This window comes from Sulfurifustis variabilis (assembly GCF_002355415.1).
Lineage (GTDB): Bacteria > Pseudomonadota > Gammaproteobacteria > Acidiferrobacterales > Sulfurifustaceae > Sulfurifustis > Sulfurifustis variabilis.
Genome location: NZ_AP014936.1, coordinates 3,316,605 through 3,336,965, shown reverse-complemented (window position 1 = coordinate 3,336,965; position 20,361 = coordinate 3,316,605). Strand labels below are relative to the sequence as shown.

Sequence of the window (20,361 nt, the reverse complement as noted above, 5' to 3'; positions counted from 1 at the left end):
CTTACGGCAGGCCGCTCACGATGCGCACCAGCTCATCGCCGAACGCATCCCGGTCCCGCGGATCGCTGGCTTCTGTCATAGCGGCCACGGCGGTTGCCTCATCTCGGTCAAGCTGCGGCACGGTTGGGGCGGCCGGCCGCAGGCCGAGCTCGGCGAGCCGCCGCAGGAGCTCGGCGCGCGGGCGCGGCGGCAGACTGGCCAGGGCCTCGTAGAGCCTCGGCGAGACGTCGTCACGGATGTGCAGGTTGATGCGAAGCCGCTTCATGCCGTGGCCGCTTGGCGCCGGCGCGCGACCTCCTCGCCGATGAGCTGGAAGCCGCGGACATTCGCGAGCACCGGCTCCGGTACGATCTGGACCGCGTGCTTCGGATACCGCCGGGCGAGCGCCTCGCGGTAGAGATCCGCACCGCCGCCGACGAGCAGGATCGCCTCGATGTCGCGTCCGGCCCCGACCGAGTTCGCAATCGCGTGCGCCGCCTCCTCGGTGACGCCGCGGGCCGCCTCGAGATGCCGCGGTTGCAGAGGCGTACGCCGGCCGAAGAGCGTGAGGTAGCCGTCGCGCACGGCGGCATCGAGCGCCGGCAGCTCATCAGGGGAAATCCGCTCCTCGCTCGCTACCGCGCGCGCAACGGCCCGAGCGACCGCGTGCACACCCCCGGCGAAGCTCCCGCAGCGCTTGGGCAGCGGCTGCAGGCCCTTCGTGGTCAGCCAGTCGACGGTGTAGTAGCCGGGATCGACGATGAGGTTGCGGGTCTGGAGGAACCGGCCGTAGAGGCCGCGGGTCATGGCGTGGTAGGCGAGGCCGCCGAGCGGCTGGGCGAGCACGAGCGCCTTGGCCACGTGCACGGAATGCTTCACCGACAGCACGTGCGTCCCTTCGGCCAGGGCGCGCAGCGCCGCCGCCTTGTCCGCGAGGTAGGACACCGGGAGGCCGACCACGAGGAGATCGATGCTCGCGACCTCCATGTAGCAGAGCGCCCCGCGCAGCAGCGCGAGATACTCGCGCGTGCCGAGGAACTCGCCGTGGAGCACGCGCGCGGCGTGCGCGCCAGTCACGAGCTCGGCATCCGGGCCGACCTCGTAGTCGCAGCCGTTCACGTGGACGACGGCGGTGTTGCGCCGCGCGAGCGCCCCGTCCGAGAGATCGCCCGCCACCGCCGGGGCGACGATGGACGCGAAGACGCCGCAAGGGATCTCCCCCTGGCGGCTGTGGGACAGCGTGTACTTGGTGTTTCCGTAGCCAACATCGATTGCTCGAATGGTGGTGTGCATGCAGTAGCTCCTTTAAGGAATTCGGTTGAAATCAGGGTGAACGGCGCGCGTGAAAAACCGGCGCGAGCGGGCGTGCGTCATCCGCGCGGCGCACACGCAGCACGCCGCAAAATCACGAACAGGGAACATGGAGAGAAGCGGGCTGGCAGCGAGGGCTGATTGATTAGCCCGATGCCGCACCCGCTTGACTGTTGCCGCATGCCGCGCGGCAGGTCTCGTTTCAAGCCGGATCAGCGAACGCCAAAGAGCACGCTATCCGACCTCATTGACCTAGCAGAAACTGCGGGGTCTTGCGCCAGCTACTATCACAAAAGCTACGGCAACGGGGCGTCGGCACTAGCGGTGCCTTGCTTTCGTTGCCGCTCGATCGTTTGGCCTGAGAAGCCGAACGATCGATCACCTCGTTGAGACCAGCGATCGGGTGGAGCGTGTCGCATGCGGTCTCGGGTCACGCAGTCGCCGCATGCCGCCGACGACTATCGGGTTCGACTCGCTCGAATCCCGTGGCGGCATTTGTGCCAGAAGACTCATCGCGAGGCAAGAGGGGATAGATCACCAGATCACGCATCTATCGCCGGTGCGCGTCGCAGAAACGTCGCAGACGACGCGATCGGGCTCGTGACGGGCGATGCACGTCGCAAGCGACGTGTTTGATGGTGACGGCGATGGAGCGCGGCTCAATCGGTTGCCGGTGTGATCGACGGCGATCGGTCGCTCTCCGCGATGCCGCACCGTGTCGCAGGGCAGCGTGCCGGAGCCCGCGGTCGCGGCGTGTCTCGCGATCAATCTCCACGTGCCTCGGTTCCCGGAACACAGAGGGGTCGAGCGCGTCCAAGAATCGTCCTTGTGCATCGGCACTTGGCGATGCCGATCAGGGCCGGCGGCACCCGCATCGACCGCAGACAAATAGTTCCACACCCGACAAGCGCGCGAAGACGCGCTTGACCGCGCGTGTGTGATCAGTTCAGAATGCGCGCGTTTTCCCCCAAGCCTCGACCGAGGCGCGCGAGCTGCAGCGTCCGAACAGGAAAAGCAGCGCCGATAGCACAAGGGCGAATGCTCGCCCCAAGTGCTTACCCGAGAGTGTTGAGTCCCCCCGTGTCGTAGCTCGCAGGCGCTTTCGCTGTTTGCATGCGCCATCAGGGCACTGCGCCAGGCAAGCCTCACCGCCAGCGCGATTCGCGCCGTCTCCGCGCGAAGGTCCCCAACAGGTCGTCCCCCCCGCCCGAAACGTGATCGCGTAGTAACGATCACGTCCAAGCACCGTGTCGCAGGACGACGGCATACGGTGCCGAAGCCGATGTTGCGTCGGCTTCGCATGCAATCGATCCGACGAAGCGGCGCCCAGTACACGGCCGCAAGGCCGCTCGGGGAATATGGCGTCCATACGCGACGCCACGTGCCCCGGGAAGTTGCGCAGCCACCCAGCCTGCTGTTGGCCGGCAGGAAGCCCATCGGTGTCTTCGTCGTCGATGAACTCACGGTGATCGTTCTTTGAGCCCGCCGCTTGCGCAGCAGGTCGCAAGCCCCCGCGCACGCGTCCCGGAAACGGGCGCGCTCGCTGCTCATCACTCTCTAACGAAATGGCCATTGCCCCATTGCTGGCGGGGCCCGGGCACGAGCCGGCGCTGTCGCTCCTTAAACGATTCAACCCATCAACCACAGATTCGGAGGACGCTATGCCAACGACGAACACGAAGAACCCGAGCCGCGGTAGCCGCCGCTCGGCGAAGAGCGAGCTGCTGTATCGGCTCACTCAACTCTTGCGCGAGCACAACCACCGCCACGGTCGCTTCGCGAAGCGCTGCAGCGACGCCACGGCAACGGCCCGCGGGCAGATCCTCAGGCAGGGATTCCTCGCATTACACGAGCTCGGCTACAAGCTGCGCGACCCGGCCGGTTTCGGAAACCGCCACATGCAGGTGTTGGCGCGCCACTGGGAGGAGCAGAGACTCTCGGCTGCCGAGATCCAGCGGCGGTTTTCGGTGTTTCGGGTCTTCGCGACCTGGGTCGGGAAGCACGGCATGGTCGCCCGCGCGGGGCAGTACCTCGCCGATCCGGCCGCTGCCGAGCGGTCCTACGTCGCGCAAAAGCCCAAGGGCTGGAGCGGTCTCGGTATTGATGTCGAACAAAAGCTCGCCGAGATCGCCAAGCTCGATAAGCTCGTGGCCCTTCAGCTCGCGCTGCAGCGGGTGTTCGGCCTGCGGGCCCGGGAGGCCTGGCTGCTGCACCCGAGGCTCGCCGACCAGGGGACGCATCTCGCCGTCAACTGGGGCGCCAAGGGAGGTCGGGATCGGACGGTGCCGATCGAGAATCCTGCCCAGCGACACATTCTGGATATCGCAAAGCGTTGGGCGAACACCTCCACGGGGTCGCTGATTCCTGACGCGCAGTCGCTGAAAGCCTGGAAGACCCACTACTACCGGGTATGCCGCGACTGCGGCATCGCGCGCACCACCGGGATCGTGGCGCACGGGCTTCGCCACGAGGAGGCCAACGCGATCTACAAGAGCATCCTGGGCGTGGACGCGCCGGTCTACGGCGGCGACACGGCCTCCGTTGACCCGGCCGATGAACGCCTGGCGCGTCAGATCGTCGCGGAACATCTCGGGCATTCGCGCCCGCAGATTGCGAGCGCCTATCTCGGACCGCTGCTGAGAAGCCGCAAACCGAGCCGAAGCACGCCGTCAGCCGCGGAGACGACGGACGTTACGTCGTCGCCGGTTGAGGCGCCGGCGGGCGTCGCGGGAGGCGATCTCGGCGAGAGCTTTAGCAAGGAAATAGGATAAGGGCTTCATCGCCTCGGCATGCTTACGCTCAGGCACGGTCGGTCCCCCGTTGAAATGACCTCAGCATACGGGCGATCCAGAAAATGCAAGTTTGCAGGCGGCAAAGCGTGAGTGCGCGTTGTCCGTGTCCGACGGGGTGGGACTCGGCGTCGTACACCGACGCCGAGTCCGCGCGGCCGCGCATCGCGCCGTACTCGGGTCCACCGGTGATCCCTTGCAATTTGAAAACGCATGGCATGTTGGAGGTGTGCACACACTCGGAGTAGCGCCGATGCTGAATGACGCCGTCATCGACCACTGGGCCGACATCTACCAGGCCTGCGGCCTTCGGGCCGAGATCTCCTTCGAGCTCTTTCTGAGCGACCCGTGGCGCTACCTGCGCGAGTTCGGACAGGAGACGGCGCCGGTGCTGATCGAGCAAGGCTGGCGCCCGTTGCTGCCCGCCCAGGCGCGCGTCGCGCGGGAGCTCGCCATCGCCGAGCGTCGTGTCGAGTGCGTGTCTGCGGCGCCCGCACTCGCGCGGTTCATAACCAGCAAGGACAAGCTCGCCCGATACACGCCCGCACCGTGCGTGTGCGCTCCCGAAAGGATACGAGGCCATGCCGACCCCGCTGATCGAACTGCCCGATAGGCGGCGCATCGCGCTGAGCGAGATCGAGCGCTCGCGCGAGCATCGCGCGCATTACTTGGGGCCGAGCCACGGCAAGGCCGGCGACGTGCTCTGTCTATGCCGAAGCGAGGGTATCCCGATGGGAGTAGGGCACCGCAGCGTGCCGCACGACACGTACTACCTCTATCCGCTGCAGCGAAGCGACCCTGCCCGACACGCGCTCGGTTGCCCGCATCGCATGGTGGAGCAGCAGGCCGAGGCTTCCGGCGACGCCGCCGGCCCGCCGGTCGTCGAGATCCGCGGCGACCGCATCAACCTGAATCTCGCCGCACCGCTCTACCGGGCGTCGTCCGCGGCCGGCGCAGGAGATACGGACGACGAGCCGAAAAGCGGCCGGCTGCGTGCTCCCGCGCCGCGCGGTAGGCTGCGCTCGCTGCTCGAGGTCCTCTGGTCGCAGGCCGAGCTCAACATCTGGCGCCCGGCGTTCGCGCGCAAGCGCCACTACGGCGTCGTGAGTCATCGCCTGCGCGAGGTGGCCGCGACCCTGCAGCTGCGCGCCCACGATCTGGCGCCGCTGCTCTACGTCCCGCCCCCGTATCATCCGGACCGCGAGGAGGAACTTCGTGCCGGGCGAGACCGGTGGCTCTCGAACCTAACGCAGAATCCAAAGAACGGCCGCCAGTGGTACGGCTACCTCGTCGGCATCGTGAAACACGTCGAGCGGCAGGACGGGAGCTTCATCCTCAAGTGCGCCCACTTTCCGCTGCCGCTCCACGTCGCCGCCAAGGCCTGGGAGCAGTACGCCGACGTCTGGCTCGACATGGCCCCGCAGGACGCGTTCACCCCCGAGCACCCGATCGCCTTTATCGCCCGCGTCGAGCGAACCGATGCGGCGCGGGAAATCCGCCTCGACGTTCGCGATTTTGCGGCGCTGCCTCTATCCGACGGCTCGAGCTGGATCCCGGTCGATTCCGGACACGAACGCCAGCTCGTGCGCTCGCTCCTGGCCACCCAGCGCACGTTCCGCAAGCCGCTCGCGATCGAGGAGCAGGGTGACAGACTGTTGCCGGACGTGATCTTGGAGGATCGTGCGGACCGCATGCACCTCGAGGTCCTCGGCATGATGAATCACGCAGTCTATGCCGAGCGCTGGCGGCAGAAGCAGGCGCGCTACGAGCAACTCGGGCAAGCGCTGTGGTGGTGGGATCCGCAGGCAACGCCGCAGCCGCCCCCGCTGCCGCCGGCGCAGGGGAGGGTCACATGAAGACGCGTCAGCCACCCAGGCCGGACGCGGCGTACATCAGCGCCACCGCGCTTGCTGATTTCGTGGCAGGCCGCGCTCGCCAGGGCCTGTCGGCCGACTTGCCGGCGCGTAACACGGCCGCTGCCCGCGGCCGCGCCGATCACCAGGAACACCATCGCCGTGCGCGGCGCTTCCGCTGAAAGAAGATGATCGCGGCCATCATTCACCACCTGCGACGCCGCCGCTGGCAGCGCGCCGAGGCCATGCCGGCGGAGCTGCGCACGGCCGATCTCGTGCTGTCCGAGTGTCCGATCCGGACACGCTACCCGCTGCCGCTCTGTGGCCAGCCCGACCAGGTCTACCAGGCGCTGAACGGCGATCTCATCGTGGTCGACTCGAAGACGCGCCGCGTGCCCTGCGTCTACCTTCACGACATCGTGCAGCTCTCGGTCTACCGCGTCATCCTGCGGCACGGCGGCTTTCCGCCCGTGGCCGGCCGCCCGGTGCGTCCCTACGGCTACGTCCGCTGCCAGTGGGGCGGGGCGGTGCGCTACCTGCCGGCGCGCCTGCTCTCGGAGAGCCTGATCCTCGCGTTTGCGCTGCGCTACCTCGAGGCGCGGCTGCCGCGCCCGCGTTCGGGCTCATGATTTGTCAGCGAGCGAACGCTGAACGACGAGCGATTCGCGGTCGGGCGCCGACCTCGCGCTTCGCTGCGCACCTCGCGCGCCCCAATGATTCGCCTTGGCGCCGTGCCCTGCACACGCGCACCTTCTACCAGTTCGGCCACCATCCGACGAACACACTGATGACCTCTTGTTGCATGCGCACGTGGAAGGCAAACTCACGCAGCGGCGGCGTAGTGCGCCCTTTGCTCCTCCTGGCCGGTCGCAGACAGACATGCATCACTGTGCACTGGCCCGATCGGGCACAGGTCTTGCAACTCCTGCCGAAGAATACCGTGCGCCCGTGGCAAAGGACTATCACGCATGGGGAACCCTACGGAGCAGACCGGCGCAGCGAGCGTCTTCGCGACGCTGCGCGAAGCGCATGGCGCGATGCGCGAGCATGGCGATCGCCGCTACCACTACAGCGTTACCTGCCTGTTGCCGCTGGGCGGCCAAGACGATTGGTCCGACGACGAGATCACGCTGATCCTGCGCGAACTCGACACCGTGGACCCCGAGGAATACACGCTCACCCTCGCTAATCTGCGCGCCGCCACACCGCTGCGCGACAGCGCGTGGCACATCCCGGCGTTCGACTGGGTACTCGTCTTTTACCGCCACGTGCCGATCCCGCACTCGGCGCTGTGAGGAGAGGGCTCTGGATGCGGCGTGCGTAGCCCACAACCTAATTTCCGAGCATGGCGGGCGGCTGCCGAAGCGCACTGTTGCGGGAACCGGCAGGCTGGTGTCGGGGGTACTTAACCCCGGGCGTACTTTCTGGCAATGCGGTTTTCGCGCCAAAGGAGCTGCCAAATCCCGATATCCCCTGCCACGAAAACAGCGATACCAATAGTCCACACTTCGCCAAAATGCTGCGACGGCTGGCTTAGTTTTTGCTGCAACTCAGCGAATCGGCTGAACCGTACCCCAAGATAGAAACGGCCTCTGAGTTGGGCGACCGCTCCTGCATCGCTGTGACAGAAGAGCGATGCTGATTCGAGCCGTCTGGTCTTCCAAGTCGTTGGGGTTCGCTAGGCCACTTAATGCGACCAGTTCCCGAGGCACGAATTCGCACCGTCATGAAGTCTTCGCGCCGTTGCTGCATCTTTGAGTCGAAACGCTGAACGCGAGGTAGCGCGCCGGTTCATTGCCATTGCGCTTTTTTGACATGGTCGGTGAAACCACGGGACTTCGAAAGTTGAGAGAAGCGGCGTTGGCGTCAGTCCTCGCTCCGGGACCCGCTATTGAGCGTCTCGCAGCGGCTCACAAGATCCTTGCGACGATCGACATCACGATAGAGGTTCCTGCCCGGCTCCGAAGGGACCTGGAGACCCTAATAAAGGATATCGAAGCGATCCTGTCCCAGCCGCCAGGCGACCAAACTTCCGTACGAGGGGGCCACGCTGAGGCCGTCATCGAGCGCCTGCATCGGTTGTACTCGATTTTCCGGGGGACATCACACGCTTAGCTCCGGTCTTCCTCGCCGGTCAGAAGCCGGTGCTCGGTCGGTAAGCGCACGATGAGTGGGAGAACTTCCCTTCACTGTTAATTTTGCTATGTAACTACCTATCGAGACGCAGAAAAGGGGAGTTGTGATGCAAGGCTCGACGGCTTTGAGCCTGCGAGGCCGGTTATTCTTGCTGGTGCTGCTGGGGCGCTTCCCGCGCTCGTCATCATCCTTTATACCGCTCTCGTCGAGCGGCAGGCGGCGGCCGTTGAAGCGGAACGCGAGGCGCGCAACCTGGTGCATCTCGTGATCCGGGAGCAGGAATTCCTCGTCGCGCAGTCGCGCCAGCTGCTTGCCGGCCTCGCCGGCCATCCGACGGTCCCCGACCGCGCACGGACGGAACGATGCCGGCGGTTCCTCGCAAACACCCTCAGGCTTCATCCTTACTACACCAATATCGGGGTGGCCGATGCCGAGGGTCACATCTACTGCAGCGCCGCACCCTTGAAGCAGGGGGTGAGCATCGCCGACCGGCGCTATTTCAGGCAGGCGCTCGAGACCAACGACTTCAGCATCGGCGAGTATCAAGTCGGAAGGCTGACCGGCAAGAGCGCCATCAACATGGGCTACCCCGTACGGGACGCCAGTGACACCGCCAAGGCGGTCGTTTATGCGGCCCTCGATCTCTCGTGGTTCGACCAGCTGCTCGCACGCATCGACCTCCCACCGGGCTCCACACTCGCCGTCGTGGATCATCGGGGGACGGTGCTCGCCTACCAGCCTAAGTCCGCGGGCGATCGAGTAGGAAACGAACTCATCGACCCCGCTCTCCGGGACGCCCTGTTCGCCGAGCGCGAAGGCGCCGGTGTGTTTACGGGCCCCGACGGAGTCTCCCGGCTCACGGCCCATGGCCGCCTGCACGGTCACGCCGACGGCACCGTGCACGTCATCGCGGGCATTCCCACGGAATTCGTTTACGCTCGAGTGGAGAAGGTGCTCACCGGCAATCTCGCGCTGCTCGGCCTTGCAGCGCTCGCACTGGTGGCGGCCTGGGTCGGGACGAGCCTGTTTGTCCTGCGGCGCGTGAACGCCCTCGTGAATGCGGCCGGTCGCCTCGGCCGCGGCGAGCTCGGCGCGCGCACCGGCCTGCCGCACGAAGGCGACGAGCTCGCCCGCCTGGCGGGCGCTTTCGACGCCATGGCCGAAGGACTCGAGCGCTCCAACCGGGCGCTGCGCACGTTGAGTGCTGGCAACCGCTCCCTCGTCCGGGCCCACGACGAGCAGGAACTGCTCGCGGCGATGTGCCGGGCAGTCGTGCGAGTTGGCGGCTACCGCATGGCCTGGGTCGGGTTCGCACAAGAGGACGACACGAAGACGGTGCGTGCGATGGCCCAGGAGGGACTCGAGGAGGGAATCCTCTCGCCCCTGAATCGGCTGGACGTGCGCTGGGATGACACCGAGCGCGGCCGTGGGCCGGTCGGTCGAGCGATTCGCACCGGGCGTCCCGCCGTCATGCGCGAAATCCTGACGGACCCGAACTTCGCTCCTTGGCGAGAGGAGGCGGCTGCGCGCGGCTACGCCGCCGTCGCGGCGCTTCCACTTATCGTCGACCGCCGGCCCATGGGCGCGCTCGCCATCTACGCCGCGGAACCGGACGCGTTCGACGAGAACGAGATGGGGCTGCTCGAAGAGATGGCGGAGGACCTTTCGTACGGTATCGCCGCGCTGCGCACCCGCGCACGACACGAGCAGGCGACCTCGATAATCGAGCGGCTGGCCTACTTCGATACGCTGAGCGAGCTTCCCAATCACGCCCAGCTTCAGCAGTACTTTCGAGAAAAGGTGAGCAATCAAGACGCACCGACGGCGCTGCTCCTCATCGACATCACACGGTTCCGCGAAATCAACGAAGCGCTGGGGATGCAGCAGGCGAACCTGCTCCTGAAGGCCGTCGCCGGAAGACTGTGCGCCGTGTTGAAGCCAAGCGAGTTCATCGCCCGGATGCGCGGAGACGAATTCGCCGTGTTCGTGCCGTGCGACCGCGTGGCGTGTGCCGAGCAAGTTGTGGCGCGCATTCGCGAGGCGCTCGATGAGCGTTTCACGATCGGGTCGCTCTCGCTGGACTTGGATACCAGCATCGGGGTAGCGCTCTATCCGGAGGACGGCCGCGAGGTGGACGCGCTCGTCCGCTCAGCGGACATGGCGTTGCAGCACGCCAAGCAGTCCGGCGCGGCCTGGGCGCTGTACGATCCGGCCCATGACCAGAACACGGCCCGGCGTCTGGCCCTTGCGGCCGATCTGCGCGAAGCGATCGAGCGCGGAAACCTGCTGCTCTACTATCAGCCGAAGGTCGACGTCCGAACGGCCAAGCCCTGCGGCGTCGAGGCGCTGACTCGCTGGCGCCACCCACAGCAGGGCATGATCCGGCCCGATGAATTCATTACTCTCGCGGAGCAGACCGGCCTGATCGCGCCGTTGACCGAGTGGGTGCTCGAGACCGCCATACGCCAGGTCCACGCCTGGCAGGAAGACGGGATGCGCCTGCCCGTGGCCGTCAACCTGTCGGCGCGCAACCTGCTCGATGCAACGCTTCCGGACAAGATCAAGGCGTTGTGCGCGAAGTGGGGCATCAAGAAGGGGCTGCTCGAGCTCGAAATCACGGAGAGCATGATCATGGCCGATCCGGCGCGCGCTCTGGCCCTCGTCACGCGACTCCACAAGCTCGGCATTCCGCTCTACATCGACGATTTCGGGACCGGGTACTCCTCGCTCGGTTACCTGAAGAAGTTGCCCGTGGACGCCATCAAGATCGACAAGTCCTTCGTTCTGGACATGCTCATGAGCAAGGACTCGGCGACGATCGTGCGCTCGATCATCTCGCTGGCCCATGCACTCGGGCTCAAGGTCGTGGCCGAGGGCGTCGAGAACGAAAACATATGGAAAAAGCTCCAGGCGCTCCGCTGTGACGCGGCACAGGGCTACTATTTCGGCAGGCCCCTGGCTCTCGAGGAGCTCACGGGCTGGATGCGGGAAAGAGGCGGGGCGGTGACCGGGAAGCGAGGTTCACAGAGGACGTAAGGACCGCTGTGCCGAGCGCCGACGGCCCACGTGCAACCCGCGGCTCGGTACACGCGCGCTGCGAGTTGAGGCCTCCGCGGGCGCTCGGTAGACTTCACGCTGTGGGGGACAGATCTCTCCCTGTCTGTTCCACACTGTGCTTGATGGGCCTCTTCCAAGAGGCCCATCTTTTTTGGACGTTTGCCCCGGCAGGAGAAGGAATTCGTGCTCGCCCCGCGGGTCGCCGAAGACGCGACGGACCGCAAGGTGGCTCGCCGCGTCTCACTTCCACGCGTTCGTCCGCTCATTCGACGACGTTCCGGCTGGAATCGATCTCCGGCGGCGGTGCAAGACATCGCCATGTGGCGCGGTCCTGCACCTGTAGGCGGCGAGAGAGCGCTTCCGGGCCAGGATCCGGACGCAGGCGAGAGCGGGGCTTGCACGAAGAACCGGCGTGTCACAGCTCAATCTCGAGAATCTGCAGTGTGGGATCGCGCAGCCCGATAATCAGCTCATTCACTCCTGAGCACCTGGCTCACCACTGCTTGGCGCGCGTTCTCCTTGATCTCGTCCAAGCTGGCGCCGACGGCGACCAAGCCGGGAAACGCCGGGATCTCCGCCCAGTAGCCCCCGACCTCCGCCGCGTGTACGACGACGCGGAACTTCAAATCCGCACCCAGGATTCCATGACGAGGCCGTGGGAATTATAAGTGTCACCTCACGGCAATCAAAGGCGCGGCTAGGAGGGGACCGTGGGGCCCCCGAGTGTCGGGAGTGGCGAAACGTCGCTGGCGGGATCGAGTCGAGGGGCGCGTGCGCACCTCAGTGCGGCAGTCCAGTCAGCTTGGTTGGAGCCACGCTTACCGCCCGGGCTTCCGTCGCCAAGCTTACCCCGATTGCGACGGCCTGTTTGACCACGTACTCGAGTTCGCCTTGAAGATGGTCATCGAGTACGACGGGCGACCCGGTCTCGCTGGCGCTCGCAGCTGCGGCATCGAGGAGGCGCCGTAGCTTCGCGAGCGCTTCCTCCATAGCCCGGTTCGTCATGTCCCGCAGGTCGTTTTCGGTCGTCGCTGTCACATCCCCTCCTTCCGCGGTCGTCTCCGTCGCCATCGGAGCCATCCGCTGGCCAGACTGTCAGTCACCTACGCTGGGCCAACGAAGCTGAACCGAGAGCCTAGCTGGATGCGATCGGTGCGTCGAGCGCGGGAGACCCCTAGGGCGAGCTGAGGTCGCTGTGCAGCTGTGCCTGGAACCTATATTGAGCCATTGCTTTCTAGGTTTTCCCGTCGTTTTCGTTCCCAGGATCTGGAGCATCAGGAACGGGCCGGGGATTCAGATTTTTTTGACCGCGATCAAGGTTCGACCTCGGGTCGCCTCGTAACCTGACACCTACTTATGGCGGGAGCAGCCTGACTGTAGCGAAGATGTCCATCCAACGCTTGCACAAGAGACTGCGCCGCGGGCCGTGGTCGCTCGCGGCGAGGCTGCTCGTTGCTTGGCTCGTCCTGGCCGTCGCGGGCGCGCTTTCGCCGTGCTGCGAGGGGGTGACGAGCATCTTTTCGGGCGCGGCTGAGCATGCGGACGGCGGGGCGGCGGGCGACAGCCATGACCACGCGCAGGCGAGCGGCCATGCGCTCTGCGCCACGGCGCTCGACCACGAGTCGCAGGCGCTCCCCACGGGCTCCTCTCCCATTTTCCAGGCGGCGCTCCTGCTCGCGTTCTTCGTCGGCCTTCTCGCCATGCCGCTCGTCTCCCCGCTCTCGTGGTCGAGCGCACCGCCGTTCCCGCCGCGTTCACCCCTCTACCTGCGTTTCGGGCACCTCCTGAACTAGCTGACTGTCCCGGGATTTCGTGCGCGGCGAGCGCGCGCATCCCTACGTTTACTCGCGGTCCCCGCCGCTGCGGGGTCGGTTCAGGCAGTCAGCACGGAGGTACATAAGAATGCTCACCGTGAGCCAGCTTTCCAAGCGCGGCAGCGTCTCGCCGCACGTCATCCGCTACTACGCCCGCATCCAACTGCTCGAGCCGGCACGCCACCCGGACAACGGTTACAAGCTCTTTTCGTTGCGTGACGTGGGGCGACTGCGGTTCATCCGCCAGGCGCAACGGCTGGGTTATACGCTCGAGGAAATCCGTGGGTTCCTGAAGCTCAGCAGCGAGGGGAAGTCCCCGTGTCACCAGGTGCGCGCGATCCTCAAGGCGCGCATCGAGGACAACCGCGCCAAGATCGCGGAGCTCCTCACGCTTCAGCAACGGATGGAACGGGCGCTCGCAATCTGGGAAAGCCTGCCGGAGCAGCATGGCAAGAACGAGGGCTGGTGCCGGCTGATCGAGACGGCGGCGCTGGAGATCGACGTGGCGTGACTGGCGTGGCAAGGCCGGTACTTGCATCGGCTTGGTGCACGACGTGAACCAGAGGGCGCATCCCCAGGTGGGTCAAGACACGAAAGATGTGTGAGCTACTCGGCATCAGCAGCGCGACGCCGGCGCGGGTCGGGAAGCTGCTTCTCGAGTTCGGGCGGCACGGCGGGGGGACCGCAGATAATCCCGACGGCTGGGGCATTGGTTTCCTGGATGCAGGACGTCTCGTCGTCGAGAAGGCGCCCGAACCGGCCGCGCGAAGCGCACGCTTCGGCAGGCTCGCGGAGAGCGTGCGGTCCGGCCTCGTCCTCGCTCATGTGCGCAAGGCCAACCCACGGACGACCCGTACGCTCGCGAATACGCATCCGTTCGTGCGCGACTGCTGCGGCCGCTCCTGGATGTTCGCCCACAACGGCAAGGTGACGACGCTGCTGCAACCGGACGGCTGCTGCCACCCCCGCGTCTCGGCGCTCGACGGGGATACCGATTCCGAGCGCGCCTTCTGCTTTCTGCTCGAGCAGCTCGTCCTCATTTTCCACGAGGGCGACGCGCAGCGTGAGGCGTGGTTGCGAGAGGTCGCCGCGCTGAGCGGGCTCATCGCGAGCCACGGGCGATTCAACTTCCTCCTCTCCGACGGCGCGCTGCTGATCGAGTACGGGCACGACCGTTTGCACGTGCGCTCGGAAGGCGTCGACGGGTCGAGCCGGACGGTGGTCGTCACCGAGTTGCTGGACAAGGGGCCGTGGGAATCTTTCAAACCCGGCGAGCTGCGGGTGTTCCATGCGGGCAAGGAGCTACTGCGTCTCACGTGACGGATGGGTGCGAGTAACGGCGGGCGCCCGTTGATTGTGGCCGTAGCCAGGAAGATCGACGATGCCCCTTGACCTGCGCGCGGGACCCAAGTTTTAGCATTTGCTTATGGACGACGTCAGCGAAAGAGCGCATCCCGACATGGGTCAACAGAGAAGGAGCAAACCATGAACCGCAAGAAACTTTCGGCATTGGTCCTCGGTGCGATCGCGGTCCCGTTCGTCGCCACCACGGCGCCGGTCTGGTCGCAATGGGGCGGCATGATGGATGGGCAGACCATGCAGCAGATGATGGGACCCAGCGGCTACGGATATGGCCCTGGCTGGGGCGGGGGACCGGGCATGATGCGCGGCGGCATGATGGGCGGCTGGGGAGGAGGCATGATGGGCCCGGGCATGATGGGGCCCGGCACGATGGACCAGGAATGGGCCATGGGCGGTACCGCGCCGTTCGAGGCGCTCGATCTTTCCGACGAGCAGCGTGGCCAGATCGCCCGCATCCGCGACGCGGAGCGCCGCAAGCACTGGAACGTCGCCGGCCAGATCATGGATCAGCAGTCGCGGCTACGCGGCCTGTACGAAGCCGATCAACCGGACCCGAAGCAGGTGGGTCAGGTCTACGCCGACATCAGCCAGCTGCGCCGGCAGATGGTGGAGACGCACGTCGCCGCGGATAACGAGATCCAGCAGCTCCTGACCCAGGAGCAGCGCGAGCAGCTCAAGCAATGGCGTCGCGGACCCGGGTATGGACCGCAGGGTGGCTATGGACCGGGCGGCATGATGGGGCGCTAACGGCAGGCTCATGGTGGCAATGCTCTCAGGCAAACGGAGGTGACAGATGGAACACGTCGGTTGGGGCATGGGGTTCGGCGGCATGGGCCTTCTTTACTGGCTCATTCTGATTCTCCTGGTCGCCGCGCTGGTCAAGTACCTGCTCGGCGGCAGGTCGTGAAGGGGGGCAGCGATGGTCAGGACCGCGATGCGGGCGGTGACCTTTGCGTGGACCGGATTCGTTGCGTCCGCCCCGGGGCTCGCCGACGTCGCCGTGGAGCAGGGGAGGGCGGTCTACGACCAGACCTGCGCCGTGTGCCACGGACCCGACGGCGCAGGGGGCATGCCGGGCGTGCCCGATTTCAACGACCCGGCCGGCCCCTTGTCGAAACCGGACGCGGTGCTGCTCAAGAGCACGATCGAGGGTTCGACGAGCCCCGGCTCGCCCATGGCGATGCCGCCGAAAGGCGGCAACCCCGCTCTGACCGAGAGCGAAATCATGGCGGTCCTTGCCTACATTCGGAGCCGCTTCGGTGCGGCGCAACGTAAATGAACGCTCAAGGAGACACTCGATGAAAACCCTTTTGACACTGCTTACCGGCGCTGCCTTACTGGGTGGCGCATTGACGGCTTCCGCGGCGCCGACGGTCTATATCCCGCTCGGCTCCGGCAACAAGGTCATCGCGGTCGACGCGGCGACCGATCAGATCACCGCGACCTATCCCGATGTCGAGAATCCGCACGGCCTGGTGGCGACGCCGGACGGCGAGTACCTGATCGCCGGCAGCCTGAAGGAGACGCCGGTCCCGGCCGGGGCGCCGCACGACACGCCGAACAGCAAGCTCGCCGTGATCCATCCGATCCACGGTCACGTGATGCTGACGGTGCCGGTCACGGGCTGGACCCATCATGAGACCGTCACGCGCGACGGGCGCTACGTGATCTCCACCCATCCGACGCGCGGCTACGTCAGCGTGGTCGACCTGGTGGGGAACAAGGTCGTGCGCATGGTCGCCACCGGACCGGCGCCCAACTACACACTCATGTCGCACGACGGGAAGCGCGCGTTCGTGAGCAACAGCGGCAACGGCACCATCAGCGAAGTGGATGTCGCGACCTGGACCGTCGTCCGGACGCTCGAGGCCGGGGCCGGGCCGGAGCACCTCGTGTTCTCGAAGGACGAGCGCACGATCTATGTCGCCAATCCCCGGGCCGGCGTCGTCACCGCCGTCGATGTCGCGAGCGGCAAGCCGGCGCGCACCTTCCCCGTCGGCAAGGACGCCCATGGGCTCGACATCTCGGACGACGGCAGCACGCTCTACGCCACCGCCCGCGGAGACGAGAAGCTCGTCGCGATCGACACGGCGAGCGGCGAAACGCGCACGCTGCGCCTGTCGCCCGCCCCGTACCACCTCAACACGATCCACGGCGCCGGAAAGGTGTACGTCTCGAGCGCCAAGGCGCCGACCATCTGGGTCATCGACCAGAAGACCTTCACGCTAAAGGGAACGATCCAGCTCCCAGGCGGCGAGGGGCACCAGATGGCGATCGTGCAATGACCGGGCAGCACGGCAGGAGGTGATCCATGTACGGTTTCAGCATCAACGTCCAGGGGACATTCGATCAGGTGGTTGCACGCGTCACTGAGGCACTCAAGCGCGAGGGCTTCGGCGTGCTCACCGACATCGACGTGAAAAAGACCATGAAGGAGAAGCTCGGCGTCGAGGGCCGGCCCTACCGGATCCTCGGTGCCTGCAACCCGCCGCTCGCCCATCGGGCGCTCAGCGCCGATCCGGATATCGGCCTGCTGCTCCCTTGCAACGTGGTCGTTCGCGAAGAGCCGGATACGAGCATCACAGTGGGTTTCATGGACCCGATCGCGGTCCTCAAGCTCACCGACAACCCGGAAATCACCGAGCTCGCGAAGGAGGTGCGCGCAAGGCTCGAACGCGTACACCGGCAGGTCGGCGCTTGAATAAAGGCCTCTCGGCGTCCTTCCAAGCGGTGGGAGGTGCACCCTAGCTTGGGATTACCCGCGGCATCGATAGGGCCGCGGGCCAATCCTTTTGCCTTTACTTCTCCGCCACCTCGCCGTTCCCGTTGCCTGCTCCGCGCCTTAGGCGTCTTCCCGGCGCGGTGCTTGACCTGTGTGCAGCGCACAGGTGTAGAAACGTAAGCACAGGCTCGAGAGACATACGCAATGGCTCTTCATGGACAGATCGCCGCCACCGTCAACAGCGTCGCGCACGCGGCCGCCGTACCGCCGCACGTCGTGCGCTACTACGTGCGCATCGGCCTGCTGCGGCCGCAGCGCAATCCCGCCAACGGCTATCGCTTGTTCCCCGAGCCCCAGCTCCGGCGGCTCAAGTTCATCCGCCGCGCGCAGGCGCTCGGTTACTCGCTCGACGAGATACGCCGGCTTCTGGCGTGCGCGGAACGGGGGCGGGCGCCGTGTCCGGAAGCGCGCGCGATCGTCGAACCGCGGCTGCGCGAGGCGGCCAGGCACGCGCGCGAGCTGACCGCCGTGCGGCGACGCGCGGAGCGGGCGGTGCGGTTGTGGCACGCGCACCCGGGCGGTGCGCCCGATGGCAACGACGTGGGCGGCCTGATCACGGCCTTGACGGAGGATTGAATGAGTTGGGCGCCCAGAGCAACACCGAACGCGAAAACCGGCCACGACGCGGCCGCCATTAATCCATGGAGACGCTTGAAATGAAAAACGTGAACACGCTCGCCGCTCTCTCGCTGTTCGCGCTGGCGCCATTGGCGCTCGCGGTCGAGGAGCACCATCCGCCAGGCGGACAGCCCGGCACGGCGCCCGGCGCCACCGCTCCGGCGCCGCCGCCGGGCGCGGCCCCGACTCCAGCGGCGCCGAAGGCGCCCCCGGCGTTCGAGCAAAACATCGGGAAGATGCAGTCGCAGATCGAGCAGATCCGCCGGACGACGGACCCCAAGGAACGCGGGCGCCTCCTCAAGCAGCACATGCAGCTGATGCGCGAGAACATGGCGATGATGCGCCAGACGGGCGCGGGCGGAACGGGCGGCGGGCAGCCGCCGACGGCGGGCCAGGCGCCTGCTGCTTCGGGCGGGGGAACCCCGGGCGGCGGCATGGGCGGAGGCCAGGGTGGCATGATGGGAGGGGACATGCACCAGATGATGCAGATGATGCACGGCGACCCGGCCACCCAGCAGCGCCTGCAGATGATGCAGCAGATGGTCGACCAGATGCTGAGCCACATCGAGGCATTGGAGGCGAAGTGAGGCGCGCGTGCGCCGGTCGGGCGGTCAGGTGCGGGTGCCGGCGCCAGCCATGAGCCCGTCGCGCGACAGCGCGGCCGATCGCAGCGAGCGCAAGGCGCACCTGCCGCTGCGCGAGCTGCCGCGCCTCGCCCACATCGTGCGCGTGCTCGCGGCGCAGGGGCTCGTCCATTACCTCGAGCGGCTGCGCCTGAAAATCCACGTGCCGGAGGGCGCGCCGCCGGCCGGGGCCGTCTCGGGGCCGGAAGCCCGCCGCTTCCGTCTCGCGCTCGAGGAGCTCGGACCCTCGTTCGTGAAGTTCGGCCAGATGCTCTCCGTCCGCCAAGACCTCTTTCCCGAGGAAGTGATCGCCGAGCTCGCAACGCTCCAGGATCGCGTCCCGCCGTTCCCATCCGAGCAGGCGCGTGCGCTCATCGAGCGCGAGCTCGGCCGCGCGCTCGGGGAGCTCTACGCGGCGTTCGAGGAAAGACCGCTCGCGGCCGCATCGATCGCCCAGGTGCACGTGGCGCGGCTTTTGGACGGCACGGCGGTGATCGTCAAGGTGCAGCGGCCCGACATCGAGGCGCTGTTGCGCGCGGACATCGAGCTCCTGTACTTCCTCGCGCGCCTGCTCGAGCGGCACGTGCCCGAGAGCCGGCGCTTCGATCCGCTGGGGCTCGTGACCGAGTTCGCCGAGACGGTCGCGCGCGAGCTCGACTTCCACATGGAAGCGAGCAACGCCGAGCGCTTCCAGCGCAACCTGGCTGGTAAGCCTTCGGTCTACGTGCCGCACGTGTACTGGGAGCTCACGACGCGGCGCGTGCTCACCATGGCGCGCAGCCCGGGACGGCGCTTGGGCGCGGATTACCCCGAGGACGCGGCGGAGCGGCGCCGGGTCGCGCAGGCCCTCGCGCAGCTCACCCTCACGCAGCTCTTCGAGCACGGCTTCTTCCACGGCGACCTGCACCCGGGGAACATGTTCCTGCTGCCGGACGGGCGTTTGTGTTTCCACGATTTCGGCATCGTCGGGCGCCTCGCCCCGCGCGACCAGGAGCACCTGCGCGGACTGTGCGTCGCGCTGGTTCTCAGGGACGCCGAGTGGATGGCGGATCTCTACATCGAGATGGGGGTGGCGCCCGAGACCGTCGACCGCGCGGCGTTCATCCGCGACCTCGAAGAGGCGCTGGAGCGTTACTACGCGATTGCCGGGCGCGAGTATTCGTTCGCCGAGATCCTGCGGCAGTTCATCCGCCTCGCCGGGCGCTACGAGATCCGCACGCCGCGCGAGCTGCTGCTCGTCGCCAAGGTTTTCATGCAGCTCGAGTCGCTCGCGCGCGAGCTCGATCCGACATTCAACATGCTGGCGATGCTCGAGGCTTACGTGCCGCGCCTGATCCTGCGGGACCTCCGGCCGGAGGTCGACGGTCCGGCTGCGGTCGGGCGGGCCTACCGCGGCCTCACTGCCCTGCGCGCGGGGCTGCGCGGCCTGCCCCAAGGCCTCGAGAGGCTCGGGCGCCAGCTCGCGCGGGGCGAGGTACGCCTGCACCTGCGCCACGAGCGGATCGAGGATCTGCAGGCGCACATCGACCGTGCGAGCAACCGGCTCGCCTTCAGCCTGATCATCGCCGCGATCGTGATCGGCTCGTCGATCGTGACCACCTTCCACGCCGGGCCGCACTACGGCGAGATCCCCCTCATCGGGCTCGCCGGTTTCGTCATTGCGGCCGTGCTCGGCCTTGCATGGGCGTTGGCGACCATGCGGTCCGGGAGATTTTGATGAGGGCGGAGGCGAAGAGCGAAGTCGAGTTCCGTGAACGGGCCACACAGAGTCACTGCGAGGCTGAACGATGAAGCGATATCAACGGGGCGACGCCGGGGCCGTCATGCTGGCGGCGATGCTGGTGCTGGCAATCGGTTGGTGGTGGCACGGCGGCGGGCACGGCTTCGACCGCGGCGGCCACATGTCGGGCTGGCAGCGGGTCGAACGGCAGGAGAAATCCGCGCTCGAGCTGCTCGACGAGGCCTACGCGCGCGGCGAGATCAGCCGCGAGGAGTACCTGCAGCGACACGCGGATCTGTTGCAGCGTTGAGGGGGCG

The 20,361-nt window shown here is 66.7% G+C and carries 22 protein-coding genes; 18 read left to right on the top strand and 4 right to left on the bottom strand.

The window, feature by feature from the left end; translation table 11 throughout:
- Position 1 precedes the first annotated feature (1 nt).
- Positions 2–265, bottom strand: a complete 264-nt coding sequence (locus tag SVA_RS16140; RefSeq protein ID WP_096462198.1) for a hypothetical protein — start codon at positions 263–265, stop codon at positions 2–4.
- Positions 262–1,272, bottom strand: a complete 1,011-nt coding sequence (locus SVA_RS16135) for a PRTRC system protein D (RefSeq protein ID WP_096462197.1) — start codon at positions 1,270–1,272, stop codon at positions 262–264. The genes SVA_RS16140 and SVA_RS16135 overlap by 4 nt, the downstream gene beginning before the upstream one ends.
- A 1,583-nt stretch (positions 1,273–2,855) precedes the next feature.
- On the opposite strand from SVA_RS16135, the gene SVA_RS16130 reads away from it, so the two are divergent.
- The 7 genes from SVA_RS16130 to SVA_RS16100 all read left to right on the top strand — a co-directional run bounded on the left by SVA_RS16130 (position 2,856) and on the right by SVA_RS16100 (position 11,104).
- Positions 2,856–4,061, top strand: coding sequence for an integrase domain-containing protein (locus SVA_RS16130; protein WP_096462196.1), 1,206 nt, complete (start codon positions 2,856–2,858; stop codon positions 4,059–4,061).
- Between the two features lie 271 nt (positions 4,062–4,332).
- Complete coding sequence (locus SVA_RS16125) at positions 4,333–4,692, top strand: hypothetical protein (protein WP_096462195.1); 360 nt, start codon at positions 4,333–4,335, stop codon at positions 4,690–4,692.
- Complete coding sequence (locus SVA_RS16120; protein WP_096462194.1) at positions 4,661–5,935, top strand: DUF1173 family protein; 1,275 nt, start codon at positions 4,661–4,663, stop codon at positions 5,933–5,935. The genes SVA_RS16125 and SVA_RS16120 overlap by 32 nt, the downstream gene beginning before the upstream one ends.
- Positions 5,932–6,114, top strand: a complete 183-nt coding sequence (locus tag SVA_RS19595; protein WP_148665527.1) for a hypothetical protein — start codon at positions 5,932–5,934, stop codon at positions 6,112–6,114. The genes SVA_RS16120 and SVA_RS19595 overlap by 4 nt, the downstream gene beginning before the upstream one ends.
- 6 nt (positions 6,115–6,120) lie before the next feature.
- Entirely contained in the window at positions 6,121–6,561 is a 441-nt protein-coding gene (locus tag SVA_RS16115; RefSeq protein ID WP_096462193.1) for a hypothetical protein, read from the top strand.
- A 339-nt stretch (positions 6,562–6,900) separates the two neighbouring features.
- Positions 6,901–7,227, top strand: a complete 327-nt coding sequence (locus tag SVA_RS16110; protein WP_096462192.1) for a hypothetical protein — start codon at positions 6,901–6,903, stop codon at positions 7,225–7,227.
- Between the two features lie 985 nt (positions 7,228–8,212).
- Positions 8,213–11,104 (top strand): bifunctional diguanylate cyclase/phosphodiesterase, encoded by a 2,892-nt coding sequence (locus SVA_RS16100; RefSeq protein WP_338056775.1) that lies wholly within the window; start codon positions 8,213–8,215, stop codon positions 11,102–11,104.
- 491 nt (positions 11,105–11,595) lie between these two features.
- Here SVA_RS16100 and SVA_RS16095 read toward each other — a convergent pair whose 3' ends face one another.
- Both SVA_RS16095 and SVA_RS16090 read right to left on the bottom strand, forming a co-directional pair.
- On the bottom strand, positions 11,596–11,751 hold the full coding sequence (locus SVA_RS16095) for a type II toxin-antitoxin system HicB family antitoxin (protein WP_096462189.1): 156 nt from the start codon (positions 11,749–11,751) through the stop codon (positions 11,596–11,598).
- Positions 11,752–11,905: 154 nt separating this feature from the next.
- Positions 11,906–12,196: a hypothetical protein gene (locus SVA_RS16090; RefSeq protein ID WP_096462188.1), complete on the bottom strand. Its 291-nt coding sequence runs from the start codon at positions 12,194–12,196 to the stop codon at positions 11,906–11,908.
- A gap of 314 nt (positions 12,197–12,510) precedes the next feature.
- On the opposite strand from SVA_RS16090, the gene SVA_RS16085 reads away from it, so the two are divergent.
- The 11 genes from SVA_RS16085 (at position 12,511) to SVA_RS16035 (ending at position 20,354) form a co-directional block, all read left to right on the top strand.
- The gene (locus SVA_RS16085) at positions 12,511–12,918 is read left to right on the top strand and encodes a hypothetical protein (protein WP_096462187.1); all 408 of its coding nucleotides are present in this window, start codon (positions 12,511–12,513) and stop codon (positions 12,916–12,918) included.
- Between the two features lie 109 nt (positions 12,919–13,027).
- Positions 13,028–13,450 (top strand): MerR family DNA-binding protein, encoded by a 423-nt coding sequence (locus tag SVA_RS16080; protein ID WP_096462186.1) that lies wholly within the window; start codon positions 13,028–13,030, stop codon positions 13,448–13,450.
- Positions 13,451–13,536: 86 nt separating this feature from the next.
- Positions 13,537–14,259 carry a class II glutamine amidotransferase gene (locus SVA_RS16075; RefSeq protein WP_096462185.1) on the top strand — a complete coding sequence of 241 codons (723 nt, stop codon included), beginning with the start codon at positions 13,537–13,539 and terminating at the stop codon, positions 14,257–14,259.
- A gap of 165 nt (positions 14,260–14,424) precedes the next feature.
- Positions 14,425–15,048, top strand: a complete 624-nt coding sequence (locus tag SVA_RS16070) for a Spy/CpxP family protein refolding chaperone (protein WP_096462184.1) — start codon at positions 14,425–14,427, stop codon at positions 15,046–15,048.
- 172 nt (positions 15,049–15,220) lie between these two features.
- On the top strand, positions 15,221–15,580 hold the full coding sequence (locus SVA_RS16065; RefSeq protein ID WP_096462183.1) for a c-type cytochrome: 360 nt from the start codon (positions 15,221–15,223) through the stop codon (positions 15,578–15,580).
- Positions 15,581–15,599: 19 nt separating this feature from the next.
- A complete protein-coding gene (locus SVA_RS16060; protein WP_148665526.1) occupies positions 15,600–16,586 on the top strand; it encodes a YncE family protein in 987 nt (328 codons plus the stop codon).
- Positions 16,587–16,612: 26 nt separating this feature from the next.
- Positions 16,613–17,002, top strand: a complete 390-nt coding sequence (locus SVA_RS16055; protein ID WP_096462182.1) for a DUF302 domain-containing protein — start codon at positions 16,613–16,615, stop codon at positions 17,000–17,002.
- Between the two features lie 225 nt (positions 17,003–17,227).
- The gene (locus SVA_RS16050; RefSeq protein WP_096462181.1) at positions 17,228–17,659 is read left to right on the top strand and encodes a MerR family transcriptional regulator; all 432 of its coding nucleotides are present in this window, start codon (positions 17,228–17,230) and stop codon (positions 17,657–17,659) included.
- A gap of 80 nt (positions 17,660–17,739) precedes the next feature.
- Positions 17,740–18,288, top strand: coding sequence for a hypothetical protein (locus SVA_RS16045; RefSeq protein ID WP_148665525.1), 549 nt, complete (start codon positions 17,740–17,742; stop codon positions 18,286–18,288).
- A gap of 49 nt (positions 18,289–18,337) precedes the next feature.
- The gene (locus tag SVA_RS16040) at positions 18,338–20,041 is read left to right on the top strand and encodes an ABC1 kinase family protein (protein WP_096462179.1); all 1,704 of its coding nucleotides are present in this window, start codon (positions 18,338–18,340) and stop codon (positions 20,039–20,041) included.
- A 70-nt stretch (positions 20,042–20,111) separates the two neighbouring features.
- Entirely contained in the window at positions 20,112–20,354 is a 243-nt protein-coding gene (locus SVA_RS16035; protein WP_096462178.1) for an SHOCT domain-containing protein, read from the top strand.
- The last annotated feature ends 7 nt before the right edge of the window (positions 20,355–20,361 follow it).